This window comes from Rufibacter soli (genome assembly GCF_054781795.1).
Genome location: NZ_BAAGTS010000006.1, coordinates 203,860 through 220,593 on the forward strand (window position 1 = coordinate 203,860; position 16,734 = coordinate 220,593).

The 16,734-nt window shown below is 54.1% G+C and carries 7 protein-coding genes; 6 read left to right on the top strand and 1 reads right to left on the bottom strand.

Features of this window, described 5'->3' with window-relative positions; all coding sequences use genetic code 11:
* Window positions 1-190 precede the first annotated feature (190 nt).
* Both ACYVJQ_RS19520 and ACYVJQ_RS19525 read left to right on the top strand, forming a co-directional pair.
* A complete protein-coding gene (locus ACYVJQ_RS19520; protein ID WP_460894800.1) occupies window positions 191-4,558 on the top strand; it encodes a CusA/CzcA family heavy metal efflux RND transporter in 4,368 nt (1,455 codons plus the stop codon).
* 2 nt (window positions 4,559-4,560) lie between these two features.
* Entirely contained in the window at window positions 4,561-5,718 is a 1,158-nt protein-coding gene (locus ACYVJQ_RS19525) for an efflux RND transporter periplasmic adaptor subunit (RefSeq protein ID WP_460894801.1), read from the top strand.
* 365 nt (window positions 5,719-6,083) lie between these two features.
* Here the strand turns inward: ACYVJQ_RS19525 and ACYVJQ_RS19530 are convergent, their stop codons facing one another.
* Window positions 6,084-6,209, bottom strand: a complete 126-nt coding sequence (locus tag ACYVJQ_RS19530) for a 30S ribosomal protein THX (RefSeq protein WP_460894802.1) — start codon at window positions 6,207-6,209, stop codon at window positions 6,084-6,086.
* A gap of 275 nt (window positions 6,210-6,484) precedes the next feature.
* On the opposite strand from ACYVJQ_RS19530, the gene uvrA reads away from it, so the two are divergent.
* The 4 genes from uvrA (at window position 6,485) to ACYVJQ_RS19550 (ending at window position 16,634) form a co-directional block, all read left to right on the top strand.
* Window positions 6,485-9,298 (top strand): excinuclease ABC subunit UvrA, encoded by a 2,814-nt coding sequence (gene uvrA / locus ACYVJQ_RS19535; protein ID WP_460894803.1) that lies wholly within the window; start codon window positions 6,485-6,487, stop codon window positions 9,296-9,298.
* A gap of 247 nt (window positions 9,299-9,545) precedes the next feature.
* Window positions 9,546-10,310, top strand: a complete 765-nt coding sequence (gene tpiA / locus ACYVJQ_RS19540) for a triose-phosphate isomerase (protein WP_460894804.1) — start codon at window positions 9,546-9,548, stop codon at window positions 10,308-10,310.
* Between the two features lie 452 nt (window positions 10,311-10,762).
* Window positions 10,763-11,599, top strand: coding sequence for a 50S ribosomal protein L11 methyltransferase (gene prmA / locus ACYVJQ_RS19545; RefSeq protein ID WP_460894805.1), 837 nt, complete (start codon window positions 10,763-10,765; stop codon window positions 11,597-11,599).
* A gap of 19 nt (window positions 11,600-11,618) precedes the next feature.
* Window positions 11,619-16,634 carry a hypothetical protein gene (locus ACYVJQ_RS19550; protein WP_460894806.1) on the top strand — a complete coding sequence of 1,672 codons (5,016 nt, stop codon included), beginning with the start codon at window positions 11,619-11,621 and terminating at the stop codon, window positions 16,632-16,634.
* Window positions 16,635-16,734 lie beyond the last annotated feature (100 nt).

Genomic DNA, 16,734 nt, shown 5'->3' on the forward strand with positions numbered 1-16,734 from the left:
CCGTTTTGAGAAAAACAGGCCTAAAACAGAAGCAGCCCAAGCCTCTGCGTGTAGCCACTCCCAACTGAGATACTCTTATCCCATTCACTCAGAGGCATTAGGGTAAACCTAAGCACCACTGCTTTCTGGACCGTCCCTTCCCGCTGCTATGCCTGGCGGAGGACGGCGGCTTTTTTCCCATTTGAAAAACATGTTACAGAAGATTATAGAGTTTTCCATTAAGAACAAGCTGGTGATTGGCTTGTTCACGGTGGCGTTGGTGGCCTGGGGGGTATACAACCTGCAGCGCCTGCCCATTGACGCCGTGCCAGACATCACCAATAACCAGGTGCAGGTCATCACGGTGTCACCGTCATTGGGCGCCCAGGAGGTGGAGCGGCTTATCTCTTTCCCTGTGGAGCAGGCGGTGGCCAGCGTGCCCGGGGTGACGGAGATACGCTCGTTCTCCCGGTTCGGGCTTTCCTTGGTGACGGTGGTCTTTGACGAGGACCGCGATATTTACTGGGCCCGCCAGCAGATAAGCGAGAAACTGAAAGAGGCCGAGGACCTGATTCCAGAGGGCATGGGCTCTCCCACGCTGGCGCCTATCTCCAGCGGCCTGGGCGAGATTTACCAGTATGAGCTCCGGCCCGCCCCCGGCTATGAGGCCAAGTATGACGCCACCGAGCTGCGTACCATTCAGGACTGGATTGTGCGGCGGCAACTATTGGGTACCCCCGGCGTGGCCGAGGTCAGCAGCTTTGGCGGTAACCTGAAGCAGTATGAAGTGGCCATCAATCCAGAGAAGCTCCGCAGTTTCAACCTCACCATTGCCGACATTTTTACCGCTCTGGAGAAAAACAACGCCAACGCCGGCGGCGCTTACATAGAGAAAGACCCCAACGCCTATTTCATCCGCACCGAAGGGCTGGTGAAAACCCCCGAGGACATTGGCCGCGTGGTGGTCACCAACACGGCCGGTGGCGCGCCGGTGCTCATCCGGGACGTGGCCGAGGTGCGCGAGGGCACCGCCATCCGCTACGGGGCCATGGTGAACGAGCAGGGCGAGGTGGCCGGCGGCATTGTGATGATGCTCAAGGGCGAGAATTCCTCGCAGGTGATTGAGCGGGTGAAGGAGAAAGTGGCCGAGATACGTAAGACCCTGCCCGAGGGCGTAGTGCTGGAACCGTTCCTGGACCGCACCAAACTGGTGGACCGCGCCATTAGTACCGTCCAGAAAAACCTGGCCGAGGGTGCCCTTATTGTAGTGTTTGTGCTGGTGCTGCTATTGGGCAATCTGCGGGCGGGCCTGCTGGTAGCCTCCGTGATTCCGCTGGCTATGCTGTTTGCCATCTCGCTCATGAATGTGTTTGGTGTGTCTGGCAACCTCATGAGCCTGGGTGCCCTGGACTTCGGGTTGATTGTGGACGGGGCCGTCATTATAGTGGAATCAGTTATCCATAGCATACAGGTAAGCAAATACAAAGAGACGGGCATCACCAAACTCAGCCGCGCGCAGATGAACGACGAGGTGCAGAACTCGGCGGGCAAGATGATGGGCTTCGCCTCGTTTGGGCAGATTATTATTCTTATTGTTTACCTGCCTATTCTGGCGCTGGTAGGTATTGAAGGTAAGATGTTCAAACCTATGGCCCAGACGGTGTCCTTTGCTATTCTGGGGGCGTTTCTGCTTTCGCTGACCTATGTGCCCATGATGGCCTCTCTGGTACTGAGCCGCAATACCAACCATAAAGAGAACATCTCAGACAAGATCATGAAGGCCATTAACCGGGCCTACCAACCTATGCTCAACTTCGCCTTGCGCGCCAAAGCCCTGGTGCTGGCTCTGGCCGTTGGTATGTTCGCGCTGTCCCTGGTGCTGTTCACACAAATGGGCGGGGAGTTTATCCCGTCACTGGACGAAGGCGACTTTGCCATAGAGACCCGCGTGCTCACGGGAAGTTCCCTCAACGAGACTATTAAGGTAGTGCAGAAAGCCTCCAAAGTGCTCAAGGAAACCTTCCCTGAGGTGGAGAAGGTGGTGACCAAAATTGGCTCTGCCGAAGTGCCCACCGAACCCAATCCCGTGGAGCTGGGCGACATGATTGTGGTGCTCAAAGACCGCGACGAATGGACCAGCGCCAGCTCCCGGGAGGAACTGGCCAACAAGATTTCAGATGTGCTGCACCAGAATCTGCCCCAGGCCACCTTTGGCGTGCAACAGCCTATCCAGATGCGCTTCAACGAGCTTATGACCGGCGCCCGCCAGGACGTGGTGCTCAAAATCTACGGCGAGGACATGGACCAGCTGGCCGGGTACGCCCAGAAGATAGGCAAGCTGGTGCAGCCCATTGAAGGGGCCCAGGACCTCTACATTGAGGAAATGAGCGGCCTGCCCCAGGTGGTGGTGGCCTATGACCGCGAAAGCATGGCCCGCTACGGCCTCACCATTGAAGACGTGAACCGCACCGTCACCGCGGCCTTTGCCGGCGAGGTGGCCGGACAGGTGTACGAAGGCGAGAAACGCTTTGGCCTGGTGGTACGCCTGAACCGGCAGAACCGCCAGGATATTGCAGACGTGCAGCGCTTGTACGTGAGCAACGCCGCCGGGCTGCAGATTCCGCTGGAGCAGATTGCCAAGGTAGAGATGCAGGAAAGCCCCAACCAGATTCAGCGGGACGGCACGCGCCGCCGCATCTCCATTGGGTTTAACGTGCGCAACCGAGACGTGCAGAGCATTGTGGCTGAAATCCAGCAGAAAATAGATACCCAGCTGAAGCTGGCGCCGGGGTACACCATCACTTATGGCGGGCAGTTCCAGAACCTGATTGAGGCCAAGGAACGGCTCTCGGTGGCGGTGCCGCTGGCATTGGGGCTTATCTTCCTGCTTTTGTTCTTCGCCTTCAAATCCATCAAGCAATCCATCCTCATCTTCACGGCTATCCCGCTATCAGCTATTGGCGGCGTGTTCGCCCTGCTTCTCCGGGGCATGCCCTTCAGCATCTCGGCGGGGGTGGGCTTCATTGCGCTCTTTGGCGTGGCGGTGCTCAACGGCATTGTGATGATAGGCTACTTTAACCAATTAAAAACCGGTGGCATGACCAATCTGGAACAAATCATCCGCGAGGGTACCGCGGCCCGCCTGCGGCCCATTATCATGACCGCTATGGTGGCCTCGCTGGGCTTTTTGCCTATGGTACTCTCCAACTCGGCCGGGGCCGAAGTGCAGAAACCCCTGGCCACGGTGGTGATTGGCGGCCTTATTTCTGCCACGCTGCTCACGCTAGTAGTGCTGCCCATTATCTATTATTTCTCAGAGAAAGGTTTGGGTGGGCTCCGGAAAAAGGCGGCGTTGTGGCTGTTACCTTTCTTTCTGGCCCTGCCGATGACCTCGCAGGCGCAGCAAACCCCGCCGCAGACCTTATCTTTGGCCCAGGTGCTGGAGCTGGCGCAGCAGCACAACCAGCAATTAAGAAGCGCGGCCTTGGAGGTGGAAATGCGGGGCGTGTTGCAGAAAACCGCCGTGGACCTGCCCAAAACCGATGTCTCCTACAGCCAGGGACAATTAAACAGTCCCGTGACCGATGACCGCATAGGTATAAGCCAGACCCTTCCGCTGCCCACGGTGTGGAAAGCACAGGGCAAGCTGCTGGAAGAACAGAAAAACCTGAGCCAACGGCAATTAACCTTAGAGCAGCAGGAGGTGGCCCTGCAGGTAAAGCAGGCCTATGCGCGGCTGGCGTTCCTGCACCAGGCCGGGCAGCTACTGCAGCGCCAGGACAGCATCTTCCATGTGCTGGAACGGGCCGCCGAGGTGCGGTTCAGGACTGGCGAGACCGGCATACTGGAGAAAACCACGGCCACTACCCAGCGGCTGGAACTCACCGACCGCCTCCGGCAGAACCAAAGCGCCTTGGCCGTGGCGCAAGCCCAGCTGAACGCCCTGGTGCAGGCCCCGGAGCCGCTGCGCTTCACGCCCCAGCCCCTGCAACCTGACTCCATCGCCCTGGGCACTGACCCTGGCAGCCACCCGCTGCTGCAGGTGTACCAGCAGGAAATTGCCGTAGCGGACCGCGAGCGGCAGGTGGAGAAAAGCAAACTGGCCCCCGAGATTACGCTGGGCTACTTCAACCAGTCGTTGATTGGCACTTATGACATCAATGGACGGGTGGAGACCGCCGCCGACCGGGGCCGGCGCTTCCAGGGTGTGGAGGCCGGTCTGGCCGTGCCTCTGTGGCAGGGACCGCAGCGGGCGCGGGTGAAGGCTGCCGCCCTGGGCAAGCAAGCCGCCGAGGCCACCCTGCAGCACCAGCAGCACCAGCTGCAGAGCGAATGGCAGGCCGCCCAGGAAACGCACCGGCAGCTGGGCCAGAGCCTGCAGTTTTACCGCCAGCAGGCGCTGGTTAACGCGCGCTTGGCCCTTACGCAGGCAGACAAGGCCTACCGCAGCGGTGAGGCCAGTTACCTGAGTTACCTCCAGGCCGCCGACCAGCAATTGCGCACTCAGCAGAATTACCTCCAGCTCTTGCTGGACTATCAACTAAACGTCTTTCAACTCCAATACCTAGGAGGCAACTAACCATGAGAACTACCTTTTTATATTTCGCCACGGCCGGCCTTTTCCTGTTTTCGGCCTGTTCTGAGAAAAACGGCTTTGAAACGGCTCCGGCCCAGAAGGCGGCCCCTTCTGAAGCCGCGGCCGGCGTGGTCACCCTCACCGAGCAGCAGATGCAGAACACCGGCATTGAGCTGGGCGCGCCTTCCCGGCAGAACTTGGGCAGCACCCTGCAGCTTTCCGGTGAGGTAGATGTGCCGCCTACCAGCCTGGTGAGTGTGTCGGTGCCCTACGGTGGTTTTGTGAAAACTATGAATTTGCTACCTGGCCAGCGTGTCAAGAAAGGACAGGTGCTGGCCACCCTCCAACACCAGGACTACGTGCAACTGCAGCAGGATTACCTGGACAGCCGCGCCCGCCTGCAACTGGCCAACCTGGAGTACCAGCGCCAGCGGGAACTCACTGAGGAGAAAGTAAGCGCCTTGAAGAACCTGCAGCAAATCAAGACCGAGCGTGAAGTGCTCCAGAATAGCCTAGCCGCCCTAAAGGAGAAACTGCTCATGATCAACATCAACCCGGCCCGCCTCCAGAACAGTACCATCAGTCGCACCATCAACCTGGTATCGCCTATCAACGGGTACGTGAAGAGCACGCTGGTGAACGTGGGCAAGATGGTAAGCGCCTCAGATGTGCTGTTTGAACTGGTGAAGACAGATGACCTGCACCTCAAGCTAAACGCGTTTGAGAAAGACGTGCCCTTCCTGAGTCCCGGACAGCCGCTCACGTACACGCTTCCCAATGATCCTGCGCCCCGGTCGGCCAAAATTCTGCTGGTGGGCCACAGCGTGGAAGGCGATAAGACGGTGCCCGTGCACGCCCACCTGGCCCGGCAAGACGAGCACAAACTCCTGCCCGGCATGTACGTGACCGCCACCGTGCAAACCAATGCGCGTACGGTGACGGCCCTACCCGAAAGCGCCGTGGTGCAGTTCCAGGGGGATTCCTACGTGTATGCCGGTACCGGTCCGCGGCAGTTCAAGCGGGTAAAGGTACAGACCGGGCTGAAAGGTGACGGTTTTATAGAAGTACACTTGCCGGGTGAACTGCAGAACTCTACCCAACTGGTGGTGAAAGGGACGCATAACCTACTGGCCATGCAGGAAAACACAGAGGAGGAAGAATAGGTCAGTGTCTTGTCAATCCTCGTCCCTTTGAAGGTAGGGCCGTTAAGATCTAAATTTTTCTCTGGTTCAAGTTTTCAACCTGGACCTACCATGCATTGAAGTTTTCAACTTCAGTGAGGCCTCAGCCTCAAACTTTAGGGAATTGATAAGGTATTGTTGCTAGAATAGAAACCTTTTAATAAAACTTAACGACCCCACCCCTTTGAAGGGGATAGGGGGAAGAAGCACTTCTGCAGATCAACTCAATACCCAGCACTCAGCGCAGATGTTTTGTTTTAAGCCCGTTTCCCATAAAACAGCATAAAAGCAGCGGGGCCCGCCAGAGAATATCTCTGGCGGGCCCCGCTGCTTTTATGTAAAAAAGACTACGCGTTCTTTACTTCCAGCTTAGCAGCTTTGGAAGCCACGTTCTTTGCTTTCTTAGGGCGGCTGTTGCCAAATGAACCCTTGCTGATTTTACCTTTTTTGCTTTTAACATCTCCTTTTCCCATGGTGGTACTGGTTCTTTTTAAGTGAATGAATAAGTGTTAGGTACTCTCATGCGAGAACTACGGAGAGAAAGTTACAAACAAAGCCAAATAAGCGCAAGTTCTCTTTTTGTTTTTAGCCTGATTTGGGCAAAACGGCCTTAAAACGCAGTGCCGGGCCACCCTTCTAAATCCCGTTGCGTATGCGTACCTTTGCGGCTTGGTCTGGCGCTGTAGAATACCCGTATAAACAGAATTATTCTGCCGCGGTTGTTGTTACAGAGAGGCTATAATTCCTTATGACACAAGATCTCATCCAAGATTCAGAAATAGACGCACTAGACGCCCGCGAGAACATCATCATCAAACGGGCCCGCGTCCATAATTTAAAAAACCTGAGCGTAGCCCTGCCGCGCAACCAGTTCATTGTGGTGACCGGCCTTTCGGGCTCCGGGAAATCCTCCCTGGCGTTTGACACGCTTTACGCTGAAGGGCAGCGCATGTACGTGGAGAGCCTGAGCTCCTACGCCCGCCAGTTCCTGGGCCGCATGGACAAACCCGATGTGGACTACATCCGGGGCATTAGTCCGGCCATTGCCATTGAGCAAAAGGTAAGTATCAAGAACAACCGCTCCACGGTAGGTACCAGCACCGAGATCTATGATTACCTCAAGCTGCTGTACGCCCGCATTGGCAAGACCATTTCGCCGGTCTCTGGCCAGGAAGTGAAAAAGGATACGGTAAGTAGCGTGGTGGACTTTCTTATGACGCTGCCAGACGGTACCCGCATCATGATCATGGCGCCGCTGCAGCAAACCAAAGACCGCAAGCTTAGCAAAGAACTGGACCTGCTGCTGCAGAAAGGCTATTCCCGGGTCATGCTCAATGATGAACCCTTCTTCATTGAAGAACTCATTAGTGAAGGCAAGCCCGAGCCCAAAGGCAAGGTTCATGTTCTCATTGACCGGACCGTCATTAAGCAAGACGAGGAAGATGAAAGCCTGCAGATGCGCCTGGCTGACTCGGTGCAGACCGCTTTCTATGAAGGCCACGAAGAATGCCACATCAGGATGGGAGACGAGACCCGCGTTTTCTCTAACCGCTTTGAGCTGGACGGAATGGTGTTTGAAGAGCCCAACGTCAATTTCTTCTCCTTCAATAACCCCTACGGCGCCTGCCAAACCTGCGAGGGTTGGGGTAGCGTACTGGGCATTGATCCAGATCTGGTGATTCCGGACAAAAGCCTGACGGTGTACGAGGGTGCCGTGGCGCCCTGGCGCACTGAAAAACAGAATGAATGGCTGCAACCTTTGCTCAAGAACGGGGTGCGCTTTGATTTTCCCATCCACCGGCCCTACAATGAATTAACCGAAGAACAGCAGGAACTGCTCTGGACCGGCAATAAATACTTTGACGGTCTTAACACCTTCTTCAAGCATATTCAGGGGCAGACGCATAAGATCCAATACCGCGTGATGCTGAGCCGTTACCGTGGCCGCACCGCCTGCCCAGACTGCAAGGGCTCGCGCCTGCGCAAAGACGCCAGCTATGTGAAAGTGGGTGGCAAAAGCATCACCGACCTGGTGCTCATGCCCGTCACCAAAACCTTGGGCTTCTTTGAGAACCTGGAGCTAAGTGCCCATGACCAGGCTGTAGCCGATAGATTGGTAACCGAGGTGACCAACCGCCTGAGCTACCTGACCCGGGTGGGCTTAGGTTATTTGACCTTGAATAGACTATCCAATACCCTTTCCGGTGGCGAGAGCCAACGCATTAACCTGGCCACTTCGTTGGGAAGTGCGCTGGTAGGTTCTATGTATATTCTAGATGAGCCCAGCATTGGCCTTCACCCTAAAGACGCAGATCAATTAATTGGCGTACTGCGCACCTTGCAGGAAATGGGCAACACCGTGATTGTGGTGGAGCACGAAGAAGGCATGATGGAAGTAGCCGATCAGGTACTGGACATTGGTCCGGAGGCTGGTTCTGGCGGCGGAAATCTCATGTTCCAGGGTACGTTCCAAGAACTACTCAAAAGTGATACCTATACCGGCCGTTACCTGAGTGGCCGCATGGAAGTGCCGGTGCCAGCCCAGCGCCGCCCGTGGCGCAACTGCATAGAAGTACACGGCGCGCGTGAGAACAACCTCAAGAACGTAACCGCCAAATTCCCGCTTAATGTCATGACGGTGGTGACGGGCGTAAGTGGTTCGGGCAAGTCTACGCTGGTAAAGAAGATTCTGGCCCCGGCATTGATCAAATCCCTCGGCGGCCACGCCGATGCCACCGGAAAATTTGACAAACTGAGCGGTGATATCAACAAAGTGGCGCACGTGGAGTTTGTGGACCAAAACCCCATCGGCAAATCCTCGCGCTCTAACCCGGTGACCTACGTGAAGGCCTATGACGCCATAAGAACCATGTACGCCGACCAGCCGCTGGCCAAAGCCCGTGGGTTCAAGCCCTCGCACTTCTCCTTCAACATTGAAGGCGGCCGCTGTGAGGTCTGCCAGGGCGAGGGCCAGGTTAAGATTGAGATGCAGTTCATGGCTGATATCTACCTCACCTGTGAGGCCTGCGGCGGTCAGAAGTTCAAACAAGACATCTTGGACATTCAGTACCATGAGAAAAACATCTCTGAAGTGCTGGACATGACCATTGATGACAGCCTTATTTTCTTCAAGGACCAGCCTAAGATTCTGGAGAAACTCAAGCCGTTGCAAGACGTGGGACTGGGATACATTAGACTGGGGCAATCCAGCAACACCTTGTCTGGTGGTGAGGCGCAGCGCGTGAAGCTGGCGTCTTTCCTGACCAAGGGGGCCACGCCGCACAACGGCAACATCCTGTTCATCTTTGATGAGCCTAGCACCGGCCTGCACTTCCATGATATCAGTAAACTGCTTACTGCGTTAAACGCGCTGGTAGAAAACGGCAACACGGTCCTCATAATTGAACACAACATGGACATCATCAAGTGCGCCGACTGGATTATTGACCTGGGCCCTGAAGGCGGCACCAACGGCGGGCACCTACTCTATGAAGGCACGCCAGAGAACATGGTGAAAGAAGAAGATAACCACACCGCCAAATACCTGAAAGCGAAACTATAATCTGTTTTGAGGCCGTTTTTAGGAAAACAGGCCCAAAACGGAAATTCTTGAAAGCCCTGTAAAGTGTAAACTTTACAGGGCTTTTTGTTTCCTGCTACCAATCCTCTATTGTAATCACAAATCATTAACTTAGCGGCCATTGCACACTGCCTGTTAGAAACGGCAGCAAGCGTTTTGAGCCTGTTTTTTCAAAAAGAACCTAAAAACACAGCCTCTTCTTTAGGGGCCTTTTTATTATAATACAGCTATGAGAAAAAAGATTGTTGCCGGCAACTGGAAAATGAACAAAACCTACCAAGACGCCCTGGCGCTGGTAAGTGAGATTGACAACATGGTAAAGGACGAAGTCACGGCCGATAATGTAGAAGTGATTGTCACGCCTCCGTTTCCGTTTTTACAGGCAGTGGGCAAGTTGATACAGGGCAATAACCGCCTTCATCTGGCAGCCCAGGACGTGAGCGCGCATGAGAGCGGCGCCTATACCGGCGAAGTGTCGGCGGCCATGTTGCAGTCTGTGGGCGTGGAGTACGTGTTGGTAGGCCACTCAGAGCGCCGCCAGTACCACCACGAAGACGCCGATCTGCTGTTGAAGAAAATGAAAGCGGCCCTGGGTCAGGGCATTAAGCCTATTTTTTGCTGCGGTGAGCCTTTGGAGGTGCGTGAGTCTGAGAAGCACTTTGAGTACGTGGGCCAGCAGCTAAGAGAAACCGTTGGGCATTTGAGCAACGAGGAGTTCGACCAGATTGTGATTGCCTACGAGCCTATCTGGGCCATTGGCACCGGCAGAACGGCCAGCAGCCAGCAGGCCCAGGAAATGCACGCCTACATCAGAGAAGAACTGTCCCGTCTGTTTGACGCCGAGGCTGCCTACAACAAAACCATTCTGTACGGCGGCAGCGCCAACCCGGCCAACGCCAGAGAGCTATTCTCACAACCAGACGTTGACGGTGGCCTCATCGGCGGAGCTTCCCTGAAATCCAGAGACTTCACAGACATTATTAAGTCCTTCTAAGGTATTTGTGCCAAAGCTTCTGAGGTAGTAACCTTAGGGCTATAAAAAGCGTTTTGGGCCTGTTTTCCGTAAAACAGGCCCAAAACGCTTTTGGTGTTTTGAAGGGAAGGAACGAGGCCAAAATGCAGGAGCCTGTGTATAATCCAAAAGAAGGAGTAAATTGATTTTTTGGCCCGGTAATGGCAGCAAGTATTGATGGAGAGCTACTAAAAGATAACCGGGTCAGACACAGGAAAAAGCAGTGAAGAGAAGAGAGATGGTCCTGCTTTTGGATAAATCAGGCAACCCTAAAAACTTCAATTGTTGTCGTGGCAGGGCTGCTGCTGCAAGGAAGTAACCCCTTTTTGTCTCTTTTTTAGAAAACGGGGCAGATACGTACTTCTTATGTCGTATTTTCGTTAAATTATTTCAAGATCTGCCGCCGTTGGGCCAGGTCCTTTTTACAGCTATTTATGAGTTTTATTGAAGTAACCATTACCGCCTCGCCAGAATATTCAGAGATCCTCATCGCAGAGATGAGTGAACTGGGATTTGATATTTTTCAGGAAACCGACCAAGGCTTCCAGGCCTATACCGAAGAGGATAAATTCTCTGAGGAAGCCCTGAAGGAGCTTCTGGAGCGCTACAGCTTTGCCGGGGAGTTCCCGTACCAGACCAAGAGTATTGCCAAACAGAACTGGAACGAGGAGTGGGAGAAGAACTTCGAGCCTTTGCTCATTGCAGACAAAGTATCGGTGCGCGCCGATTTCCACCCTAAGCCCGAGGGCATTGCCTATGACATTGTGATCACGCCTAAAATGTCATTTGGGACCGGTCACCATGAAACCACCACGCTCATGATTGAGAACCAGCTTACCCTGGACCACACCGGCAAGCGGGTGCTGGACATGGGCTGCGGTACCGGTATTCTGGCCATCATGGCCGAGCAGCTGGGTGCCCGCGAGGTGCTGGCCGTAGACATTGAAGACTGGACCGTAGAGAACGCCCGCGAGAACGCCGAGCGCAACAATTGCCAAACCCTGGAAGCAAGATTAGGCGACGCCAGCGTACTGGAAGGAGAAGCACCTTTTGACCTGATTCTAGCCAACATCAACCGCAACGTGCTACTGGAAGACATGCCTGTGTACAGCAAACTGCTTTTGCCGGGTGGCCCGCTGGTGCTAAGCGGCTTTTATACTGAAGACCTCTCCGTTCTGCAGGAGAAAGCCACCGAGTGCGGCCTTACCTTCCAGAATTCCAGAAGTAAAAACAATTGGGTTTCAGCCATTTTCCTGAAAAACAGCCAATAAACAGATAGCATCTTTCCTTATGAAGCATCTCTTCCCCTTTCTATTGGTTTTCTTCCTGAGCGTGTCCATCGGGCAGGCCCAGGTCTACAAAGTAAGTACCGATGACCCGCAGCAATACCTGCTGGACATGCGGGCCATGATGATGGGCGCCAAAAACGAGGCCGCCTTACAGACTTATACCAGTCTGGAAACGGCCTGGAGCAGCGGCAAGGTGAGCAACCCGCAGAAGACCCAGATCATGGACCTCACACAGCAAATGCTCAAGAAGAAATTGAAGGCGCGGCCGCACTTTGAGCATTTTCTGGGCGCCCTAGGCGCCAGCGTAAACGTGCACCAGTTTACCGGGGCAAAGCTGGACCAGTTGCTGAACGTGATGACCCAGACGCTTCAGAAGCAGGATGTAAAGGTGTATGAACGGTTTCTGCAGAATTCCCACCAGTTTCTGGCTACCAAAATGCTCTACAAAGGCCCCACCAATAGCCTGCAGGTAATTGGCGGAACCATGGCCTTTGAGTATCGTGATGGCACGGCCGAGGCCGCCTCAGGTGCTGACTGGGGAAACGAACCCGCTGCCCCGGCTCCGGCCTCCGCCGCCCCTAAGACAACAACCGCCAAAACCCCGGTGCCCGCAGCAAAGCCAGCCCCCAAAAAAGAGGTGAAGAAGGTAGAGGAAGACCCGTGGGCAGCCTGGGAAACCCCAAAGAAAGTCACTAAACCTGCAGCTAAAAAAACTACTACTGCCAAGAAAACCACTAGTACTGTCACCAAAACGCCGGTCTTAGCAAAGGAACCAGTAAAGGCGACCCCGGTAGAAAAGCAGAAGTACTTCGCGCAGCCTTTGCCAACGCTGGCCGGGCCGGTAGTGGTACTAGAGAAAGTGAACCTGTATTTCACCTCGGCGGCAGACTCTGTAAACCTCAAGGAAGTGAATGGCGCGGTGGCCCTGTCTAACGGTGTATTTGTGGGTAAAGGCGGTAAACTGGTCTGGAATTCTCTGGGCGGTGATGCCACGGCAGAACTTAGCGGTTTCTCTTTTGAGGTAGCCAAGCCGGCCTTTAAGGCGGAAGACGTGACCCTTACTTTTCCGGCTGTACTGGAGAACAGTATCAAGGGTAACCTGGAGTACAAACTCACCAAGCCTAAGCCTAACGGCGATAACGGGTTCCCTAAGTTTATTTCGCATACCAATGATGCCAAAATCAAACGGTTTGGAACAGACATCCAGTACATAGGAGGGCTTTCCCTGGCCGGCAACACGCTTATGAGCGCCGCCCTGGACGGTAGCCCGTCTTCTATTACGGTGTCAGACAAAGGCGAGCGCAAGTTCAGGGCCTCTTCGCGTAACTACACCATCGGCGATACCCTGCTTACCGCTCCTGAAGCAGGTATCACTATGTTTCAGGGCAAAGACTCCATTACACACCCAGGCGTAAAATTCAAGTACAACCGCGACTCCAAACGCCTGGTGCTCCTCAACCCCGAAGGCCTTTACAAACTCACGCCGTATTCGCACTCCTATAACCAGGTGGAACTCACTACTGATATGGCCGACTGGAAGATCACGGAGCCTACTATCAATTTCGGGATGCTGACGGCCAAAAACCAGGTGCCGGCCCAGGTAAGTTCTAAGGAATACTTCACAGAAACCAAGTTCCAGCAGATTAAGACCATCTCAAATTTCCACCCGCTGTACACCGCGGTGGCCTACGGGTTAAAGAGTGGGTCCCGTACGTTCTTCCTGGCCAACATGGCCGAAGAGATGAAGATTAAGCCAGAGGTACTGCATAATGCCATGACCACCCTGGCGCAGGGCAGCTTTGTGGAGTATGACCCCGCTACCGGGCAAGTGCGCCTCCTAGACAAGGCCTACCATTACGTAGACGCCTCGCGCGACAAGAAAGACTTTGACTACATTCACTTGAACGCCTTGTCGCCGGCCGGTAAAAACGCCACCCTAGACCTGGCCTCCGGTGACCTGGTGCTGCACGGCGTGAAAAGCTTTGCCTTCCATACAGACTCTACCGTGATCGCTGAGCCAGACAGCCAGACAGTACGCATCCAGAAAAACCGCAATATCCTGTTCAACGGAAAGGTAAAGGCCACCAACTTCACCTTTAAGGGCCAGGAGTTTTTGTTTGACTATGACGGCTTCTTCATTAACCTGGCCAAGATTGACTCTACCGTGCTCACCACCACCACCAAGGGCAAAGACGGCAAAGAGAAAGATACGCCTTTCACGCTGGTGAACCGCGGTGGCAAGGGCCAGGCCAAGCTGTACCTCAACCGTCCAGACAACAAATCAGGGCGTAAGAAATCACTGGGCTATCCGGCGCTGGATGCTATTTCTGGGGCTACCGTGTACTTCAACAAACCAGAGATTTTGGGTGGGGTGTATGACACCAGCGTGTATTTCAGCATTCCGCCGTTCAAGATAGACAGCCTGGCCAGTTCCAAGTCCAAGACCAACGTGATTGGGTTCAAGGGTACCTTCAACTCGGGGGGCATTTTTCCGCCTATTGAGACCAAATTGAACATTCAGCCAGACGGAGCCCTTGGTTTTAATTATGTGGTGCCAAAAAGCGGGTTTGCCATGTACGGCGGTAAAGGACGTTTCACAGACACCCTCACCATGGACACTAAAGGTCTAAGGGGCAAGGGAACCCTCAGCTACCAGACCGCCTCTATGTACTCGCCGGCCTTTGTCTTCTTTGTAGATTCTGCGGTTACCGCGGTAGGGAAGCGAGGGAGCTTCAAGGCAGGTTCTGTGGCGCAGGGCTCTTACCCCAGCGGTACGTTCAAATCCTTCACCATGGATTGGAAACCTTACAAAGACACCCTCCAGATAGAAACCGTGGGCAAAGAACTGATGAGCATTTTCAGTGACCGGTTTACGTACAAAGGAATGCTGGGCTTTACGCCGTCTTCGCTCTTTGGCAGCGGCGTGGCCGAAAACAAAGAGGTGGCCATAAAGTCGCCTAAGTTTGTGTTCAAGAAAGGCTTGATCCATGGCAACCAGGCGTCTATGGAAGTGGCCTCGGCAGACAAAACAACCCCGGCGCTTACCACCACAGACGTGTTCCTTGATTTCTACATGGATGAAGGATACGCCCAGTACAGCACCGAAAAGAAAGGGGCTGTCTCCACCGAATTCCCCTTCGCCAAATACAAATCATCGCTAAGCTCTGGGCGTTGGGACTTCAAATCAAGAAAACTGACGTTGACCGGTGACAAAGAAAGCACCGCTGATTCTTATTTCTATTCCATGAAGTCCGGTCAGGATTCCTTGGCTTTTAAAGCCACCAAGGCGGTGTATGATTTCAGCAACTATACCTTAATGGCCTCAGGGGTGCCGTACATTCCGGTAGGCGACAGTTACCTGGTGCCAGACAGCGGCAAGGTACAGTTCATGAAAGATGCCGAACTCAGGACCTTCCGCAACGCCGGACTCTTGATGGACTCCCTGCAGAAATACCATCAGCTTTCTAAAGGTGAAATCCACATTGATGACCGGTTGGGCCTTACCGGTAACGCCATTTACAAATACACCAATGGCAGCGGAGACGCCTATAAGATCAAATTCAATAAGTTTACCTGGCAGACCAAAGACGTAAGCAAAAGGGATGAACGCAACGGCGAAAAAGGCACCGCATTCTGGTTAGCTGAAGCCACCGTGAAGCAGACAGATACCTTGTTCATCATCCCTAAGGTGCGCTACTACGGTGACCTGGCTTTGTCTTCCAATAAAAAGACGGTCAATTTTGACGGTTTTGCCAAGCTGCTGTTCAAGGGCGCGGAGAGCGCCGACTGGTTCCCGTACGTGAGAAAAGACGTAGACCCCGAAGACGTGCGCCTGGAGGTGAAGAAACCGGCCTTAGCCGATGGTACGCCGCTTAAAACCGGGATCCACATCAATACCACCAACGGCAAGATCTACAACACCTTTGTCTCTAAAAAACAGTTTGATGATGACCTCACCGTCTTTGACGTAGAGGGGCTGCTCTCTTTTGACAGGGAAACCAAGCAGTACAAACTAGGCGATGAGGGCCGGGCCTATGGCACGTCTTACACCGGTAACATGATGCAGTACAATGACGCCACCAAGCGCGTGACCTATGACGGGGAGTTCAACCTGATCAAGTCTGTGAAGGACTTCAAGTTGAAGGCAGCCGGTACCGGCGGCGGGCGCACAGACAGCAGCACCTATGAGCTGGATACCTTCATGGCCTTTGACTTTGACGTACCATCCCAGGCCCTGGAAAGCATGGGTCAGAAAGTAGCCAAAGAGTCGGGTGGCCTTGCCGAAGGCGTTGACCTCAACGATCCTACACTGCTCTACAAACTGGCCGCCTTCATTGGCGACAAAGGCGTGGAAGACTTCAAGACGCAAACCCGCAACGGCTACGTGCATTTATCCAAGATCTCGCCTAAGCTCATTCACTCCCTGCTGTTGAATAAGGTAAGGCTGAAATGGAATACCAAGACCAATGCCTGGCACAGTGTAGGCCAGATCAGTATTGCCGGTGTTGATAAGACAGACATCAACGCCAAGATCAACGGCTATATTGAGATCAAACGCGGCGCTTCCAGTGATGTGGTGTCTATGTACCTGGAGGTGAACCCCTATATCTGGTACTACTTCCACTTCTATGAAGGGGGGCTGGGCATGACCTCTTCAGATGGCGCCTTCAATGCGGCGGTGTCTTCCAAGTCAAAAGGGCAGGGGATAGCCGGTTCTTACTCTTTCTACCCGGTAGAGGATATTGACAAGATGGAGTTCGTGAACTACTTCCGGAAAACCTACCTGGGCCTGGCTCCTACCAAAGCCGCCCCGCAGCCCGCCATCAATACCTTTGACACTTTCGGCGAAGACGATAGCAAAAAAGGCAAGAAGAAGAAAAAAGGAGACGAGGTAACAGACGCTGGTTTTGGCGTGCCACCGGTTCCTACCACTACTGAGGAAGACTCAAAATCCAAGAAGAAGAAAAAAGAGAAAAAAGGCGAAGGCGGCCCAGACATTGACCCAACCGGCAACTAACCTAGCGCAGGCAGGGTAACCCTGCTACTTCTCTTTTGGCGGCGCATCCCGTTTTAGGCACGTTTTTCAGAAAACAGCCCTAAAACGGGATGTTGCCTTT